Here is a 14456-nt window from a genome sequence, read left to right as displayed (position 1 = left end):
GTCATCGTCAACTGAGGTCGAACTCGGCGTAACCGCCCGCCTTGACCTCGTCCCACTTGCCGAAGTAGGCCGGGACGCCGCCGGAGTAGTTCAGCATCTGCGCCGGCTTGCCCGGGACGTTCGCGCCCCAGTACCAGGAGCGCGCCTTGGTGAACAGCGAGCCCTCGAACAGCTCGTCGACGTGCGCGGTCCACTCCTTCTCGGCGGGGCTTGCCGACTCGAACCGGGTGTGGCCGCCGGCGCGGACGTGTTCGAGGAACTCGACCACCATGTCGCCCTGGTACTCCGCCGACGTCGGGCCGTTGCAGAAGCCGGACGGGCTCTGCGGGCCGTAGAGGAACAGCATGTTCGGGAAGCCGCTCGTCGACAGGCCCATGAACGTGTCGACGCGGTTCGCCCACTTGTCCTGCAGCCGCTCGCCGTCGACGCCCTGGATGTCGATGGCGAGGATGCCGCCGCGGTTGTTGTCGAACCCGGTCGCCAGCACGATGACGTCGCACTCGATCAGGCCGTTCTTCGTCACCACCCCGCTCGGAGTGATCTCGAGGACCGGTTCGTCGTTCTGGTCGATCAGGTGCACGTTGTCCTGGTTGAACACGTCGAAGTAGTTCTGCTCCAGGGCGGGCCGCTTGACGCCGAAGGGGTGCGGCGGCAGCGTGGGCGCCAGTAGCTCGGCGGTCGCCGGGTCCTGCACGCGCTCGTGGACCTTCTCGCGCCAGAAGTCGTAGAAAGTGCGGTTCGCCTCCTCGTCGGCGAGCAGGTCTTGGTACATGCCCAGCCAGAGCGGGAACCCGCCGTCGGCCCAGAACCGCTCGTAGGTCGCGCGGCGCTCGGCGTCAGTCGCGTCGGCGGCGTTCTCGGGCATGAAGTCGAAGTCGAAGCCCGCGAAGGCCTTGTATCGCGCGTCGAACCGCCCCGGCAGGTCGGTGCGCACCATGTCGTTCTCGGCGCCGTCGAGCTTGCGCTGCCGCATCGGCAACGCGAGGTTCGGCGTGCGCTGGAAGACGGTGACCTGCGCGGCGTCGCGGGCGGCTTCCTGCACGACCTGCACTCCGCTGGCGCCCGTCCCGATGATCACCACGCGCTTGCCGGTCATGTCGAGCCCGCCCTGCGGCCACCGCGCCGTGTGGTGGCATTCGCCGGCGAAGGTATCGATTCCGGGGATGTTCGGGTAGAGCGGCTTGGCGCCGAACCCGGTCGCGACCAGGACGGTCCGCGCCTTCTGCGCCTTGCCGTCCGAGGAGAACACCGTCCACTCACGACGGTCCTCGTCCCACTGTGCCTGCGCGGCGGTGGTGTTGAATTCGACGTCCTTGGTGAGGTTCAGCTTCCGGTCGACGTACTCGAAGTAGTCGCGGACGCCGGCGAAGTCGGGATAGCGCTCCCCGAAGTCGTAGTCCTTCCACAAGCCCTTGTGGGAGAACTGGTAGATGTGCCCGACGGTGTCCGTCCGGGCGCCCGGGTAGCAGTTCCACCACCAGATCCCGCCCAGACCGCCGGCGGCGTCCCAGACCTTGACGTCGAAGCCAAGGTCCCGCAGGCGGTCGAGCTGGTAAAGGCCGGAGAACCCGCCACCCACCACGAGCACGTCGAGAACGTCACTCTGCTTGTCCCCGCTCCGGGCGTCGGCGGAAGACTCCATTGTCGTCATTGCACACTCCTCGTTCCGTGGATCGCCTTCGCCAGGCGAGAACGAACGTAAGACTGTCGGCCAGGTCACAACTGTCCGAAAACGAGTCGGTCAGATCCACTGTTCGTAGAACGGCGGCATGTCTTTCGCCGCGCTCGCGCGAAAATCAGGGTCTCGTTTCTCGCGGAACGCCGCGACACCCTCCGCGCCGTCGCCGATGCTGGTGTAAAACATCGCGAGCGAGTCGACACGGTGCGCGTCGGCGGGGTGCGGCCGCGCGGCGTTGCGGTACATCATCTGCCGGGTGAGCGCCGTGCTCACAGCCGACCGCCCCTTCGTCCACCGATCTGCCAGTTCCCGCGCCGCGGCAAGCAAGTCGGCCGGCTCGTGCACCGACCGCACCAAGCCGCAAGCAGCCGCCTCGTCGGCGTTGACGACGTCGGCGGAATACACGAGATCCAGCGCGGTGGGGATGCCGACGATCCGCGGCAGGAACCACGTCGACGCTGCCTCGGGCGTGATGCCCAGACGCCCGAAGAGCAGGCCAATGCGAGCTGTAGTCGATGCGAGCCGCGCGTCCATCGCCAGGGTCATGGTCGCGCCGATCCCCACGGCGGCGCCGTTGATCGCCGCGATCACCGGCTTGCGGCACGCGTAGATCGCGAGCGTGACGCGGCCGCCGGTGTCCCGGATCCGGCGCAGCTCCGGGTCGGTCAAGTCGGCCAGATCCGCCAGCGTCGGGCGGCAGGTTTCGTCGAGGCCGAACACGTTCCCGGGCCGGTTCAGGTCCATCCCGGCGCAGAACGCCCGGCCGGCGCCGGCGACGATGACCGCGCGGACGTCGTCCTGGTCGTTCACCTCGTCGAACGTCGCTTCGAGTTCGTCGGCCATCTCGACGGTGAAGGCGTTGAGGTGGTCGGGCCGGTCGAGGGTGACCGTCAGGACGCCGTCGTCGAGTTCGTGCGTCAGCGTGGTGAACCGCATCGTCCTCACGGAGTTCCGGCGTGCGGCACCTCGACGCGGACGGCGTGCAACTCGCCCTCGCGCGCCGCCGTGCGGGCCGCCTCGTCGAAGTCCGGTGCGACGCACAGGAACAGCGTCTTCCCGTCGTCGCCGCCGAGCCCGACCGCGAAGACGCCGTTGGGTGCGGTGCTGACCTCGTCGAGGATCTCGCCGCCGTCGGCGATCCGGACGGCGCGCTGGCGGGCGCAATCGGCGACCCAGACAGCGCCTTCGGCGTCGATGGCCAGCCCGTCCGGGACGATCGTCGAGGCCTCGACTCGCTTCTGCCAGCTGGGCTCGTCGCCGAGGTCGCCGTAGGCCGCGAAGTCGCGCCGCGGTCCCAGGGTGCCGTCGGCCTTGATGTCGAAGGCCGACACCCGGTTGCCGAACAGCTCGTTCACGATCAGCGTCTTGTCGTCCGGGGTAATCACCATGCCGTTGGGGAACGACAGGCCCTCGGCGACCGCCTGCGAAGTCCCGTCGGGGTTGACCAGGACGACGCTCGCGAACTCGTGGTCCGCGCCGCCCATGAGGTCGAAGCCGAAGTGGCCGACGTAGGCCTGGCCGTTGCGGGCGACCACCATGTCGTTGGCGTGGCCGCTGCAGAGCGCCGAGATGTCAGCGTGCTCGACCAGCGTTCCGTCCGGCTCCTGCCGTAGGATCCTGCGGTCCTTCATGGACACGACCAGCAGCCGCCCGTCGGGCAGCCACCCGAGGCCGGACGGCTGCTGCTCGACCACCGCGATCTGCTCGATCGAACCGTCGGCGTTCAGCGCGTTCACCGTGTGCGTGTAGAAGTCGACGAAGTACAGCCGGCCGTTGTGCCAGCGCGGCCCTTCCAGGTAGGTGAACCCCTTGGCCACCACCTTGACGTCCCGGTTCGTCATCAGCACTCACCCTTCGACTCGGGTTCCCATTGGCTGACCACGGTGGCGCACGACACAGGCCGGGAACTGTCCGAAATGGCTACAGCCGTGGCGGGGTGTCGCGAAGCGGGACAGTTCGCCCCGCGTGCCGACGAGCAAGCTCACCGGCGATCGACGACGGAAGGAACGCGCGGTGCTCGGAACGATGATGGATCGCCCCCTGCTCATCAGCTCGCTGCTGCACCGGGCCGAGCGAGTGTTCGGCGACCGCGTGAACGTCAGCTGCGGCGGCGGTGAGGTCCGCCGCGAGTTCACCTACCGCCAGCTCGCGTCGGACGCTCGTCGCCTGGCGTCCGCGCTGCTGGAGCTCGGCGTGCGGCCGGGCACCAAGGTCGGCTCGCTGGCTTGGAACAGCGACTGCCACCTGGCCGCCTACTTCGGCGTCCCCGGCATCGGCGCGGTGCTGCACACCATCAACCAGCGCATGCCGGCCGAGCACATCGTCTACTCGGTGAACCTGGCCGAAGACGAAGTCCTGCTGGTCGACGCGGACCTCTTGCCGGTCGTCCAGGAGATCCTGCCCGCGACGCCAGCGGTCAAGCACGTCGTCGTCCTCGGCGGCGACGCCGAGCTCCCCGGGGTGAAGACCTGGTCGTTCGACACTCTCCTCGAGGAAGCCACCGAACTGGCCGAGTTCCCGGAGTTCGACGAGCGCACCGCGTCGTCGATCTGCTTCACCTCCGGCACGACCGGCCTGCCGAAAGGCGTCGTCTACACCCACCGCAGCACGGTCCTGCACGCCCTGGCGATCTCCGCCGCCGACGGCGTCGCGATGTCCGGCCACCGCGGCTACCTCGTCGCCTGCCAGATGTCGCACGTCAACAGCTGGGGCGCACCGCACGCCGGCACCCTCCAGGGCGCCCGCCTGATCCTCCCCGGCCCGCACCCCACCCCGGCCGACTTCCTCCGCATCATCACCACCCAGTCCCCCGACGTCCTCGTCGGCGCCCCCGCGGTGGCCGCGCTCATCCGCGACGAATACCGCAAGAACCCGGCCGCCCACGACTTGTCGTCCCTGAAGACGGTCTGGATGGGCGGCCAGACTCCCCCAGCAGCGCTCGCCGAATGGTGGGCCTCCCACGGCGCGTCGACGGCGAACGGCTGGGGCATGACCGAGACATCCCCCATGGGCACGTTCCTCAACGGCCGCGAGAACCAAGGCCCACCGTTGCCGCTGTTCGAGATCCGGATCGTCGACGACACAGGCCGCGAACTGCCCTGGGACGGCCACACCACCGGCGAACTGGACGCCCGCGGCCCGTGGGTGACCGGCGCCTACCTCGGCGCGACCGGCCCATCCGAGTCCTTCCACGACGGCTGGCTGCGCACCGGCGACGTCGCGGTCATCTCCCCCACCGGCCAGCTCCAGATCAAGGACCGTTCGAAGGACCTCATCAAGAGCGGCGGCGAGTGGATCTCCTCGATCGAGCTGGAAAACCACCTGATGCTGCACCCCGCTGTCGAGGAAGCAGCGGTGATCGGTGTTCCGCACGAGAAGTGGCAGGAACGCCCGCTGGCCTGGATCGTGACCTCCGCCGACGTCTCCGACGACGAGCTGAAGGACTACGTCAGCGCGAAGTTTCCGCGCTACTGGGTGCCGGACGCGTTCGTCCGCGTCGAGGCCATCCCGAAGACCTCGGTGGGCAAACTCGACAAGATGACCATCCGGAAACGCCAGACAGCGGCCGCGCCCTAGGTGTACTGACTCGTGAGGTTGGGGACGCGGCTGGCGGGTGGGTGACCTGCGAGTGCGGTGTGTCCGCGGTGATGGTTGTAGGTGTGCAGCCAGTCTGGCAAGGCGCGGCGTCGTTCGGTCTCGTTGCGGTAGGGCTGGGCGTAGGCCCACTCCTCCAGCAGGGTGCGGTTGAACCGCTCGACCTTCCCGTTCGTTTGCGGCCGGTAGGGCCGGGTGCGTTTCGGGGTGACGCCCGCCTCGCGCAGCGTGTCGCGCCACAGGTGTGAGCGGTAGCAGGATCCGTTGTCGGTCAGCACCCGGCGGATGGCGATGCCGTAACCGGCGAAGAATGCCTGAGCGCGGGTCCAGAACGCGACTGCGGTTTCCCGGGTTTCGTCGGCGTGGATTTCGGTGTAGGCCAGGCGGGAGTGATCGTCCACGGCATTGTGCAAGTAGGCGTAGCCATGGCCGCGCTGACCGCTGTTGCGGCGGCCGGCGGCCCGCCCGAGGACTTTGTGTCCGCCGCCATCGGGGATGTTGCCCAATTTCTTGATGTCCACGTGCACCAGGTCACCGGGCGCGGGGTGTTCGTAGCGGCGGACTGGGGTGGCAGTGGCCCGGTCCAGGTGAGTCAGCCGGGCCAGCCGGTAACGGGACAGGATCCGGTGCACCGTGGAGGGGTTCAGGCCGAACGGGTAAGCGATCCGCGCGGGTCCCCACCTGCGGGTCACCCGGACCTTGATGACTCTCCACTCGGTCCGCGTCGGTGTCCGGGCCGGGCTGGTGCGCGGGCGGCTGGACCGATCAGCCATGGCGGCTTCGCCGAGGTCGCGGTAGCGGCCTGCCCATCGGGCGGCGGTGGAGACCGACACCTGGAACCGTTCCGCGGCCCGTCGTAGCGGCCAGCCGTCCTCGACGACACAGCGGGCCAGGCGGAGTCTGCCAGTCGGGGTCAGGGTGCGTTAGCGTGGGTCACGAGGGCCTCCGTTGGTCGGTGTAGACGTCGCAATCCACACCAAACCCGGAGGCCCTCCCTCACGCCAAGATCATCCGATCACGTGTCACCACGATCGCAACCTCCCCGGGCAGTACACCTAGGCATCCAGCCGGGTCAGCAGCTCGCCCACCGGTGGCGTCGACCGGTACCGCGTCAGCTGACGGGCCACGGCCTGGATACGGACCGCAGGGCGTACCGAGCTGACTCCCTCGGCCAGGTTGTAGGCGCGCGTCAGAGTCGCAGCGGCCTGCTCGACGTCGTTGGCGTGCAGGTAGCTCGTGGGCGTGCAGGTAGGACGTGGCGAGCCACGTCAGGTACAGCGCCTTATCCCGCGCGTGTGTCGTCAATCTCGGACGGCACTGGCACCGACCCGAACTCACACCGCCCCTGCGGTAGCTGCCGGGGCGGTGTCGTCTCTGTCCTTAGCGGTCCCGCCAGGCCAGCGGAGACAGCGTCACAGCAGCTTCGGCGACGCGTCGGGCCGTCTCTGTCGCGACGGGGAACCATGCCAGCTACAGCGGCAGTAGCCACCGCTTGTCTGTCGCCGGATGGGTTACGACCTGCTCAGCGTCCGGTGTGATCAGGATGGTGAAGTCTTCCGGACGCGGCTGCTGCAGCTGGAGCCACCGCTCGTGTGCGGCTTCCAGTTCGTCCCACAGACGCCGGTGGCCGCCTTGCCAGACCTGGCGGTCGGCCGCGGGATCGCCGGGAGTGACCTCGACCCGCGCCCATGCGCCGGTGTGGGGGTCGAGAAGGCAGAAATACATCGGACCGTCCGTGACCTTGATGTACCCGGAATCCGTGCCGGGCATCGCCAGTTGAGCGAAGAACGCGAACACGCGTCCGCGCTCACGCAGCACGCCGGGGGCCAGGCGGGTGGTGCGGGATTCGCCGCCTTCGCTGACAGCCCGGCGCGACAGCTCGGGCTGGATGAGGAAGGGCTGCTCGGGGCTTCGTAAGGGCATGAAGTTCAACCTGGCGGGGATGAACTGGCCGTGCGCGGACTGGTCGTCCTCGACGGTCAGGCGGGCCAGGTTGCCGGCGAACGCCCCACGGATGTCGGTGAGGATCGTCCCGCCGGGCCGGACCTGCGCGAGCCAAGCCGGCGGCACCTGCCGCAGCGACGCGGTAGCGATGATCCGGTCGTACGGGGCGCGCCGCGGGTAGCCGAGGTAGCCGTCCGCCACCGCGAGGGTCGGGGCCAAGCCGAGAGCGTCCAGCCGCTGACGGGCCTGGTCCACATACGTCGGGTTGACGTCGACGGACGTCACCGACCCGGCCCCCAGCCGGTGCGACAGCAGGGCGGCAGTCCACCCGGTGCCGGTGCCGATCTCCAGTACGGAGTTGCCTTCGGTAGCGCCGCTGTGCTCCAGCATGGTGGCTACCACGGTCGGGGCAGAGCACGAGCTGACGAGGATGCCCTGCTCGTCGAAGTCGGTCAGCAGCGCGTCATCGTGGTACACCGCGCGCAGCCAGTCCTCGCGCCGCACACTGTCGGCGGCGTCGTGGGACTGGCCGCCCAGGTTGTCCGGCAAGGTGAATTTCGGTGCGAACAGGTGTCGGGGCAGTGCCTCGAATGCCGCGCGCCATTGCGGAGTGGTCAGCGCGCCCTTGTCGACCAGGTGCTCGACCAAGGCGTGGTTGAGGTCGTCGGCCAGGCGCTGCAGGTGGCTGTCGAGGTCGATCACGGGGCTTCTCCTGTCAAGTAAGCGGCGAGGGCGGCGGCGATGGGAAGCCCGGTCGCTTCCTGAATCCAACCCCATTGCCCGCTCGGGTTCAGGTCGACGAAGTGGTGCTGGCCGTCTGCCGTCACGACGAAGTCGGCGGCCGCGAAGGCGAGGCCGAGCCGGTCCAGCAGGCTGAGCAAGGCGGCTTCGACCGTGTTCGGCAAGGTCACCGGCTCGTAGTGCAACGCGGCATAGTTCGCGCGCCAGTCGATCGTGCCATCCTCGGGCGGGAGAATGGTGGCCGCGAACACGCGGTTGCCGACGACGGTGGCCCGCACGTCACGGACTTTCGGCACGCGTGCTTGGAACTGGTGCGCGGTCAACGCCACCCGCCCATCGGCCATCTCCGCGGTTGTCACCTCGGTCGTGGGGATGAAAGCCACCCGGTTGCCATCGGCAACTGTCGCCGACGCGAGGGCCTTGTACACGGCCGACGGGCCTAGGTAGGTGCTGTGTTCGGCCGCGTGCTCCGGGGCGTTGGTGATCACGGTCCGCGGCACCGTCAGCCCGGACGCGGCCTGTGGACAGGCGCCCAGGGCCAGGTCCGGCGCCATGTGTTCGCCGCCGGCCAGTTCGCCAAAGCAGCGCTGCTGGAGCAAGACGTGGAGCAGTGCGCTCACTATGGCACCATGGCGGCCGAAGCCGCTGCGCCTGCCGGGTCTAAGTGCTCGCACCGCATTGTCCGTGACCTGCTCGGCCAACTCGACGGCCACCGGCAGCTCCCACCGGGATGTTTCGCTTGCCAGGTAAGCCGTCAGACCCGCATCGAGTGCGGTTGCTCGGCCCAGCCGAGTAGTCCGAACGGGACGCCGTCGAGGTAAGCGCGGATGCCGGCGAGCGGGTACGGGATCACGTCGTCGGGCAGGTTGTCGAGTGGGAACCATTCGACCGCTGAGCACTTGTCGGGCTCGCGGTTGCAGGGCTCCCCGGACCATCGGCAAGCCTCGAAGAACAGACCGAGCCGCGGCGTCGGCCCGGACCCGGCGACGTGCAGGGTGTGCACGTGCCGCAGGTCGGCCGGATCGATGAGCACGCCGATCTCTTCGGCAGCCTCGCGCGCCGCGCCGGCCGGCAAGGATTCGCCGGGGTCGAGTTTGCCGGAGGGAAGGTGCCACATTCCCCCGCCGTAGGTGCCTCGCCGCTGCGTGAGAAGCAGCTCGGCGCCGCGAACGAGCAGAACGTGCACGTCAATGATCGTGTGCTGGCCTTCGGGCATCCGGTGACGTTCCTCAGGGGTGGCGGGCGGTGAACCTGCGAGCCCGCCGTCTCCGGCGGGCTCGCAGGCAGGCTACGCCGTGGCCACCTCTGCGTCGGGACCCTCCGCTAACTCGGCGATTCGGTCCGTGAGGTAGCTCGCGACCGTCGGCGGTGAGGCACCGGCGGTGTCCACGGCGAGCACGGGATACCGCCACCGCGCGAGCCGTTCCGCGGCCTGCTCGTACAGCTCGCTTTCCCGTCGGCTGCTCTCCTCGCCGGTGTGGAACCGGTCGTGCGCGCCCCGGGTGGCGACTCGGGCCGCCGTCACGTCCGGCGGTGCCTGCAAGATGACGGCGAGGTCGGGCACGTCGGCCGCGGCGTTGATCGCCTCGACGAAGGCCAGCGGTACGCCGTCCATGCATTGCAGCACGTAGGACGAGGTGACGTAGCGGTCGCAGACGACGATCGACCCCGCGGCGAGTTGTGGCCGCACCTCGACTTCGAGGTGGTGGTACCGGTCGGCGGCGACCAGGCAGGCGAGCGTGTGCCCGCGATAGGTGTCGGTGTTGTGCCGGGCGGTGTCGCCGAGCATGCCGCGCGAGGGCTGGGTTGTGGCGTGCACCTGGTATCCGCGCTGGGCGAGGTGCTCGCGCAGCAGCCGGGTTGTCGTGGTCTTGCCGACTCCGGCCGGGCCGTCGATGGTGACGAACAGCCCGCGGGGCCGTTGCCTCATGCGGCCGCCTTCCGGTCGAACTGCGCGCGGGTGATCGTGACCAGGTTGCGCCGGATGTAGTCGATCGGTGCCTCGCTCAGCTGGATGTTGACGGAGAAGTTGAACTCGTCGCGTTCGCGCATCGATTCGTCGACGCCGCCGGCGGTGAGGTCCACGGCGCTGTAGTTGAGCAGCTGCTCGGCGGTGTACTTCCCGGACGTCATCAGGGTGCTCCAGTCGGGCGTACCGGGGTAGGGGCGGTACTCGAAGGCCGAGGCACGGAATCGGCCGGGTAGGCGGTCTGTGATGTCCCACAGGTCGTGCACGAGCCGTACGGTGTCGTCGATCTCGGCGCACGTCTCGGTCGGAAACCCGAGGATGAAGTAGCCCTTGACGTTGATCCCGCGCTCGGCGAGGCGGCGCACCACCGACCGCGCCATGTCCGGGGTGATGCGCTTGTCGATCCGTTTGAGCATCCGCGCGTTGCCGGACTCGATACCGAGCGCGACCTCGCGCAGGCCGTTCGCGGCGAGGGTGTCGAGCATGGTGTCGCTCGTGCGGTTCAGCACGTTGATTCGCCCGGTGGCGTCCCACTGTGCCCAGTCGCCGACGTGGTCGGCGGTGAACGCGGTCATCATCGTCGTGATCACGCGTGGGACGCCGAGGAACAGGTCGTCGACGAACCGGAAGGCGCTCACGCCCGCGCCGCGGAGCTGGTCCATCTCGTCGAGGATGTTGTGCGGTGAACGCATGCGGATGGTGATGTCGGGGTTCGCCGACACCGCGGCGCCGCAGAACGAGCAGTCGTAGGGGCAGCCGCGGGCGCCGACCAGGTTCGCCTCGAGCCGGCCGCCGTCGTAGTGCGGGTCTTGCGCCAGGTAGCCACGGTCGACAAACGGCAACCCGTTGATGTCCGGTGCGAGGTAGTGCCTGTTGTCGGCACCTGTCTCGCCCGTGACCGGGGTGTGCGTGACTGGGTCGAGCCACATCACGCCGGGCAGCTCGGTCCGCCTTTGGTGGTCGTCGAGCAGGGCGGCGACCCGCGTTTCGCCCTCACCGATCACCAGCGCTTCACACCGGCTCATCCGCTGGTCGCGCAGGATCTCGGCGGGCATCGCTTTCGCCTGGTGCCCGCCGAGCATGAGCATGATGCCGCGGTCGAGACGTTCGGCGATTCGGGCACTGATCTCGTAGGTCGGGGCCAGCAGGTTGAATCCGGCCCACCGCGGCGCGGCCGCGTTCACCAGGCGGGCGGTCTGTTCGACGCCGAGCCCATGCGCCTCGGCGTCGAACACGCCGACGTTGAAGCCCTGCGCCGCCGCGTAGGTGGCGATGTAGGCCATGCCCAGCACCGGCAACGTGAAGTCGTTCACCCGCGGGCGCTCGTCGTAGTCGCGCAACGGCGCGTTGACGAACAGGGCATCGATTCCGCGCGTCAGGTCGGCGCCGGCGATCAGGTCAGAGGGCAACTCCGATTGCATGTCGAACTCCCCAAGCGAGGGTGAGCAGTGTCCACTCGGACAGCTGCGTGCCGGCCATCGCCTGCCAGGTCCGGCCGAACTCGGGTTCGGTCTCGGGCCAGTGCACGGAGGGGGCGAGCTTGCGCGCCCAGGTGCGTACGGCGAGGTCGGCGAACGGATAGAGGCTGTAGTCGTTGGTGACGTCGGCGACCGTGGCGCCGGCCGTCCACGGGCCGATCCGGCGTACGCTCTGCACCGCGTCGACCAGCTGCTCGCCGGTCATCTCGGCCCAGCCGTCGGCCGCTGTAAGAGCTGCTTCGGCCGCGGCGCGGAGACCGCCCCGGAAGAACCTCATGCGCAGCGCATCGAACGACTGGTCAGGCAGCTCGAGGATCACGTCGGGAGTGGGAAACAACCACGCCGGACCGGCCGCGGTGTCGTAGCGCTGGCCGTGTGCCTCGCAGAACCGGCGGTAGTTGTCCCGCGCCGTCGCGGCCTTGATCACCTGCCGGGTGATCGCGGTGCCGAGCGCTTCCCACACGTCCGAGGTCCGGACGCGCGCGATCGGGCCATCGGCTCGCAGCGGACCGCACACGGTCGCATCGCCGATCAGGATCTTCGGGTCGACGGTGTCGACGATGGGTGCGCCGTTGTCGTCGCCGGCCAGGCGGACCATGTCGACCGCGTGACCGCCCTCGGGCGCCGGCGAGCAGATCACCGACCAGACCGCGTTGGCCGAACGCAGGACGCGTCGTGTCCGGCCGTCGCGTCCGTGGAGCCATCCGGGGTGGTCGAACATCATGATCGGATATGCCACGTTCGGCCTTTCTCAGGGAGTCCTGACATTCTCGCGGGAGGTGATCGCGCCTTCTCGCCCCAGGTACGTCGGTGTGCCCGCACGACGTGTGCGAGCAGCGTGACGACCATCAAGACCACCATCGTGGCGGCGAAGGCTCCCGCGTAGACGATCACTAACTCGGTCACGGCGACCACCGGTACACGCCATCCGCGGCTTCGTAGAGAGCAGGCATTGGCGGGCTCCGAAACGCTTCAGAGCCTCGCTGGTTCTGAGCGTGAGCGCCGTCCGGGTACGTCCGCGGGTGCATCAGAAACCCTCGCGCAGCCGGTACGCCTGAATCGCCGGGGAACACGGCCACGCGCGGCCGCACTCGTCGCAGCCGCGGGCGCCGGGACCATGCGACCGCAGGGTCCGGGTGATCAGCGAGTACAGCTGGACAGGCTCCGGCGCCCGCGCGTCGGTCGCGCCCTCGAGCGGCTGCCCTCGGCGCCGGCACCGGGCCACCAGGGCCGGTGGCCGTCGCCGGGCGTGGTGGGGAACGCGAGCCGTCATGTCATCCCCGTTTCCTCGTGGGTTCTGGGGGCACCCCGGCGGCCGGGACCGCGTCGACACGGGCGAAGCGGGACCGTGCCGCGAGGAGACGTCCGGCGTCGCCTGGTGGAGCGGTGCGACCGGCCGCCGGGGTACCTGCAATCCAGCCTGATCCACGGCGCGGAAGAAGATCATGACGAGACCCGACTGACGGGTATGCATCCAATGCATAGCCTGCATGCGGCGGAGCGCATACAGTGATCGCAGTCATACCGACAGTCAGCCGACCCACGCCGAGGCCTCGCGAGATGAGCGTTTCCCGCACCGCCCGCTACTGCCGTTGTGGTGCGCGCCTGGCCCAGGACAACCCCGCATCCCTGTGCGGCCCGTGCCGCCGGAGGTCACTGAACACCCTGGTCAGCGCACCAGAGGTGCCGCCGAGCTTCTGGGACACCGACGAACTGCAGGACGCGTTCGCCGCCCGGCACATGGGCCGCGTCATCCACGCCTACCGGCGGAATCCTTGGCACGGGCACCTGCTGCCGCAGACGGTCGTGGCTGGCTGGGTTGGCCTCAACCAGACGCAGCTCAGCCGCATCGAGACCGGCGCGCCGCCCCAAGATCTCGCGAAGCTCATACAGTGGGCGCGTGTTCTCCGAATTCCCGCCGCTCTGCTGTGGTTCACCATTCCAGGTGCACCCCGGAACGGCCGCAGTGCCGAGGCTCCGCCGACTGCGACCGCGCAACCGGCACGGCCGGTGGACGCCATGAACCGCCGTGAGCTCCTGCGGCTGATCTCCATGACAGGGGCACTTCTGGCCGTCCCCGGTCTCGACGAGCAGATCGATCTGGAGCGCCTCGAGCACGCAGCCGCAACCGGACGGACCGATCTGGTCGCCGCCGCCGAGCACGAACGGTTGAACGCTCAACTATGGCAGGCGTTCTCCCGCGCCCAGTCCAAACAGGCGGCCCTGCCCGCCGTGCGCACGCAGCTCGGCATCCTCAAGGCCGCACTCCAACATCCGCAGACCTCTGCCGTGCGGCAAAAGCTATGCACGGCGACAGCCGACCTCTTCCAGCTCAGCGGCGAAATCTTCTTCGACGGCGACCAGTACACCGACGCCGCCCAGTGCTACGCCCTCGCCGCCAGCGCCGCCAAGGAAGCCAACGCCTACGACTTGTGGGCCTGCGCGATGACACGGCACGCCTTCATCGGCGTCTACGAGCGCCAGTTCGAACAAGCAGCACCGCTCCTCGCAGGGGCCGCCACGGTGGCCCGCCGCGGGAACTCGCGACTCTCGACGCGGCACTGGGTAGCCGCCGTCCAGGCACAAACCCACGCCGGTCTCGGCGACCTGACCGCCTGCGAGCGCGCGCTCGCCGAGGCCGAGGAAGTCATGAAGCTCGACGGGCCGGTGCACACCAGCGGCTGGCTGCGCTTCGAAGGTTCCCGCCTGGCCGAAGAGCGAGGCGCCTGTTACGTCGAGCTCGGACGCCCGGACCTAGCCGAGGCCACCTTGACGCGCGCCCTCGATCAAGACCTCTCTCCGAGGCGGAGGGGCAGCGTCCTGACCGACCTGGCCACGATCGGCGTCCAGCGACGCGACACCCACCAACTCATCACCTACGGCAACGCCGCCCTCGATGTCGCGCGGCAGACCGGATCAGCCGGGTACGTAGGCCGCAAACTCGCCGCGCTCCGCCCGCAACTGGCTCCATTCCGCACCGACACGCATGTCCACCACCTGGAGCAGGAAATCAGCCGCCTCAAACCCGTCCCCGCCTGAGAGGGAGTCCTCG

At 69.0% G+C, this 14456-nt stretch carries 11 protein-coding genes and 1 pseudogene; 2 read left to right on the top strand and 10 right to left on the bottom strand.

All coding sequences use genetic code 11. The annotated features are described in order from the left end of the window. Window positions 1-7: 7 nt before the first annotated feature. The 3 genes from QP939_RS28620 to QP939_RS28610 form a co-directional block, all read right to left on the bottom strand. Window positions 8-1651, bottom strand: a complete 1644-nt coding sequence (locus QP939_RS28620; RefSeq protein ID WP_285449312.1) for a flavin-containing monooxygenase — start codon at window positions 1649-1651, stop codon at window positions 8-10. A gap of 90 nt (window positions 1652-1741) precedes the next feature. Then, complete coding sequence (locus tag QP939_RS28615; RefSeq protein WP_285449311.1) at window positions 1742-2614, bottom strand: crotonase/enoyl-CoA hydratase family protein; 873 nt, start codon at window positions 2612-2614, stop codon at window positions 1742-1744. A gap of 5 nt (window positions 2615-2619) precedes the next feature. Beyond that, complete coding sequence (locus tag QP939_RS28610; RefSeq protein ID WP_285449310.1) at window positions 2620-3519, bottom strand: SMP-30/gluconolactonase/LRE family protein; 900 nt, start codon at window positions 3517-3519, stop codon at window positions 2620-2622. A 172-nt stretch (window positions 3520-3691) separates the two neighbouring features. Here QP939_RS28610 and QP939_RS28605 point away from each other — a divergent pair, with 172 nt between their 5' ends. Beyond that, window positions 3692-5254 (top strand): long-chain fatty acid--CoA ligase, encoded by a 1563-nt coding sequence (locus QP939_RS28605; RefSeq protein WP_285449309.1) that lies wholly within the window; start codon window positions 3692-3694, stop codon window positions 5252-5254. Here QP939_RS28605 and QP939_RS28600 read toward each other — a convergent pair. From QP939_RS28600 to QP939_RS28570, 7 genes and pseudogenes are all read right to left on the bottom strand, one after another. After that, window positions 5251-6209, bottom strand: a pseudogene (locus QP939_RS28600) (IS481 family transposase). The gene QP939_RS28605 and the pseudogene QP939_RS28600 overlap by 4 nt on opposite strands. A gap of 533 nt (window positions 6210-6742) precedes the next feature. Then, window positions 6743-7918, bottom strand: coding sequence for a methyltransferase domain-containing protein (locus QP939_RS28595; RefSeq protein ID WP_285449308.1), 1176 nt, complete (start codon window positions 7916-7918; stop codon window positions 6743-6745). Next, the gene (locus tag QP939_RS28590) at window positions 7915-8670 is read right to left on the bottom strand and encodes an MvdC/MvdD family ATP grasp protein (RefSeq protein WP_285449307.1); all 756 of its coding nucleotides are present in this window, start codon (window positions 8668-8670) and stop codon (window positions 7915-7917) included. The genes QP939_RS28595 and QP939_RS28590 overlap by 4 nt, the downstream gene beginning before the upstream one ends. Before the next feature lie 41 nt (window positions 8671-8711). Continuing rightward, the gene (locus QP939_RS28585) at window positions 8712-9173 is read right to left on the bottom strand and encodes an NUDIX hydrolase (protein WP_285449306.1); all 462 of its coding nucleotides are present in this window, start codon (window positions 9171-9173) and stop codon (window positions 8712-8714) included. Between the two features lie 72 nt (window positions 9174-9245). After that, the gene (gene tmk / locus QP939_RS28580) at window positions 9246-9887 is read right to left on the bottom strand and encodes a dTMP kinase (RefSeq protein ID WP_285449305.1); all 642 of its coding nucleotides are present in this window, start codon (window positions 9885-9887) and stop codon (window positions 9246-9248) included. After that, window positions 9884-11347, bottom strand: a complete 1464-nt coding sequence (locus tag QP939_RS28575) for a B12-binding domain-containing radical SAM protein (protein WP_285449304.1) — start codon at window positions 11345-11347, stop codon at window positions 9884-9886. The genes tmk and QP939_RS28575 overlap by 4 nt, the downstream gene beginning before the upstream one ends. Next, window positions 11325-12143: a DNA glycosylase family protein gene (locus tag QP939_RS28570; protein WP_285449303.1), complete on the bottom strand. Its 819-nt coding sequence runs from the start codon at window positions 12141-12143 to the stop codon at window positions 11325-11327. The genes QP939_RS28575 and QP939_RS28570 overlap by 23 nt, the downstream gene beginning before the upstream one ends. An 821-nt stretch (window positions 12144-12964) precedes the next feature. Between QP939_RS28570 and QP939_RS28565 the strand changes: the two genes are divergently transcribed. Beyond that, complete coding sequence (locus QP939_RS28565) at window positions 12965-14443, top strand: NsdA family TPR-like regulatory protein (RefSeq protein WP_285449302.1); 1479 nt, start codon at window positions 12965-12967, stop codon at window positions 14441-14443. Window positions 14444-14456 lie beyond the last annotated feature (13 nt).

The organism is Amycolatopsis nalaikhensis (assembly GCF_030264295.1).
Lineage (GTDB): Bacteria > Actinomycetota > Actinomycetes > Mycobacteriales > Pseudonocardiaceae > Amycolatopsis > Amycolatopsis nalaikhensis.
The sequence above is the reverse complement of the archived record's forward strand: the minus strand, read 5'-3'. Positions and strand labels throughout refer to the sequence as shown.

Bases quoted from the DNA above. Each gene is read 5' to 3' on its own strand.
- QP939_RS28565 (WP_285449302.1), top strand. From the start codon at position 12,965: ATGAGCGTTTCCCGCACCGCCCGCTACTGCCGTTGTGGTGCGCGCCTG.
- QP939_RS28610 (WP_285449310.1), bottom strand. From the start codon at position 3,519: ATGACGAACCGGGACGTCAAGGTGGTGGCCAAGGGGTTCACCTACCTG.
- QP939_RS28615 (WP_285449311.1), bottom strand. From the start codon at position 2,614: ATGCGGTTCACCACGCTGACGCACGAACTCGACGACGGCGTCCTGACG.
- QP939_RS28585 (WP_285449306.1), bottom strand. From the start codon at position 9,173: ATGCCCGAAGGCCAGCACACGATCATTGACGTGCACGTTCTGCTCGTT.
- tmk (WP_285449305.1), bottom strand. From the start codon at position 9,887: ATGAGGCAACGGCCCCGCGGGCTGTTCGTCACCATCGACGGCCCGGCC.
- QP939_RS28620 (WP_285449312.1), bottom strand. From the start codon at position 1,651: ATGACGACAATGGAGTCTTCCGCCGACGCCCGGAGCGGGGACAAGCAG.
- QP939_RS28575 (WP_285449304.1), bottom strand. From the start codon at position 11,347: ATGCAATCGGAGTTGCCCTCTGACCTGATCGCCGGCGCCGACCTGACG.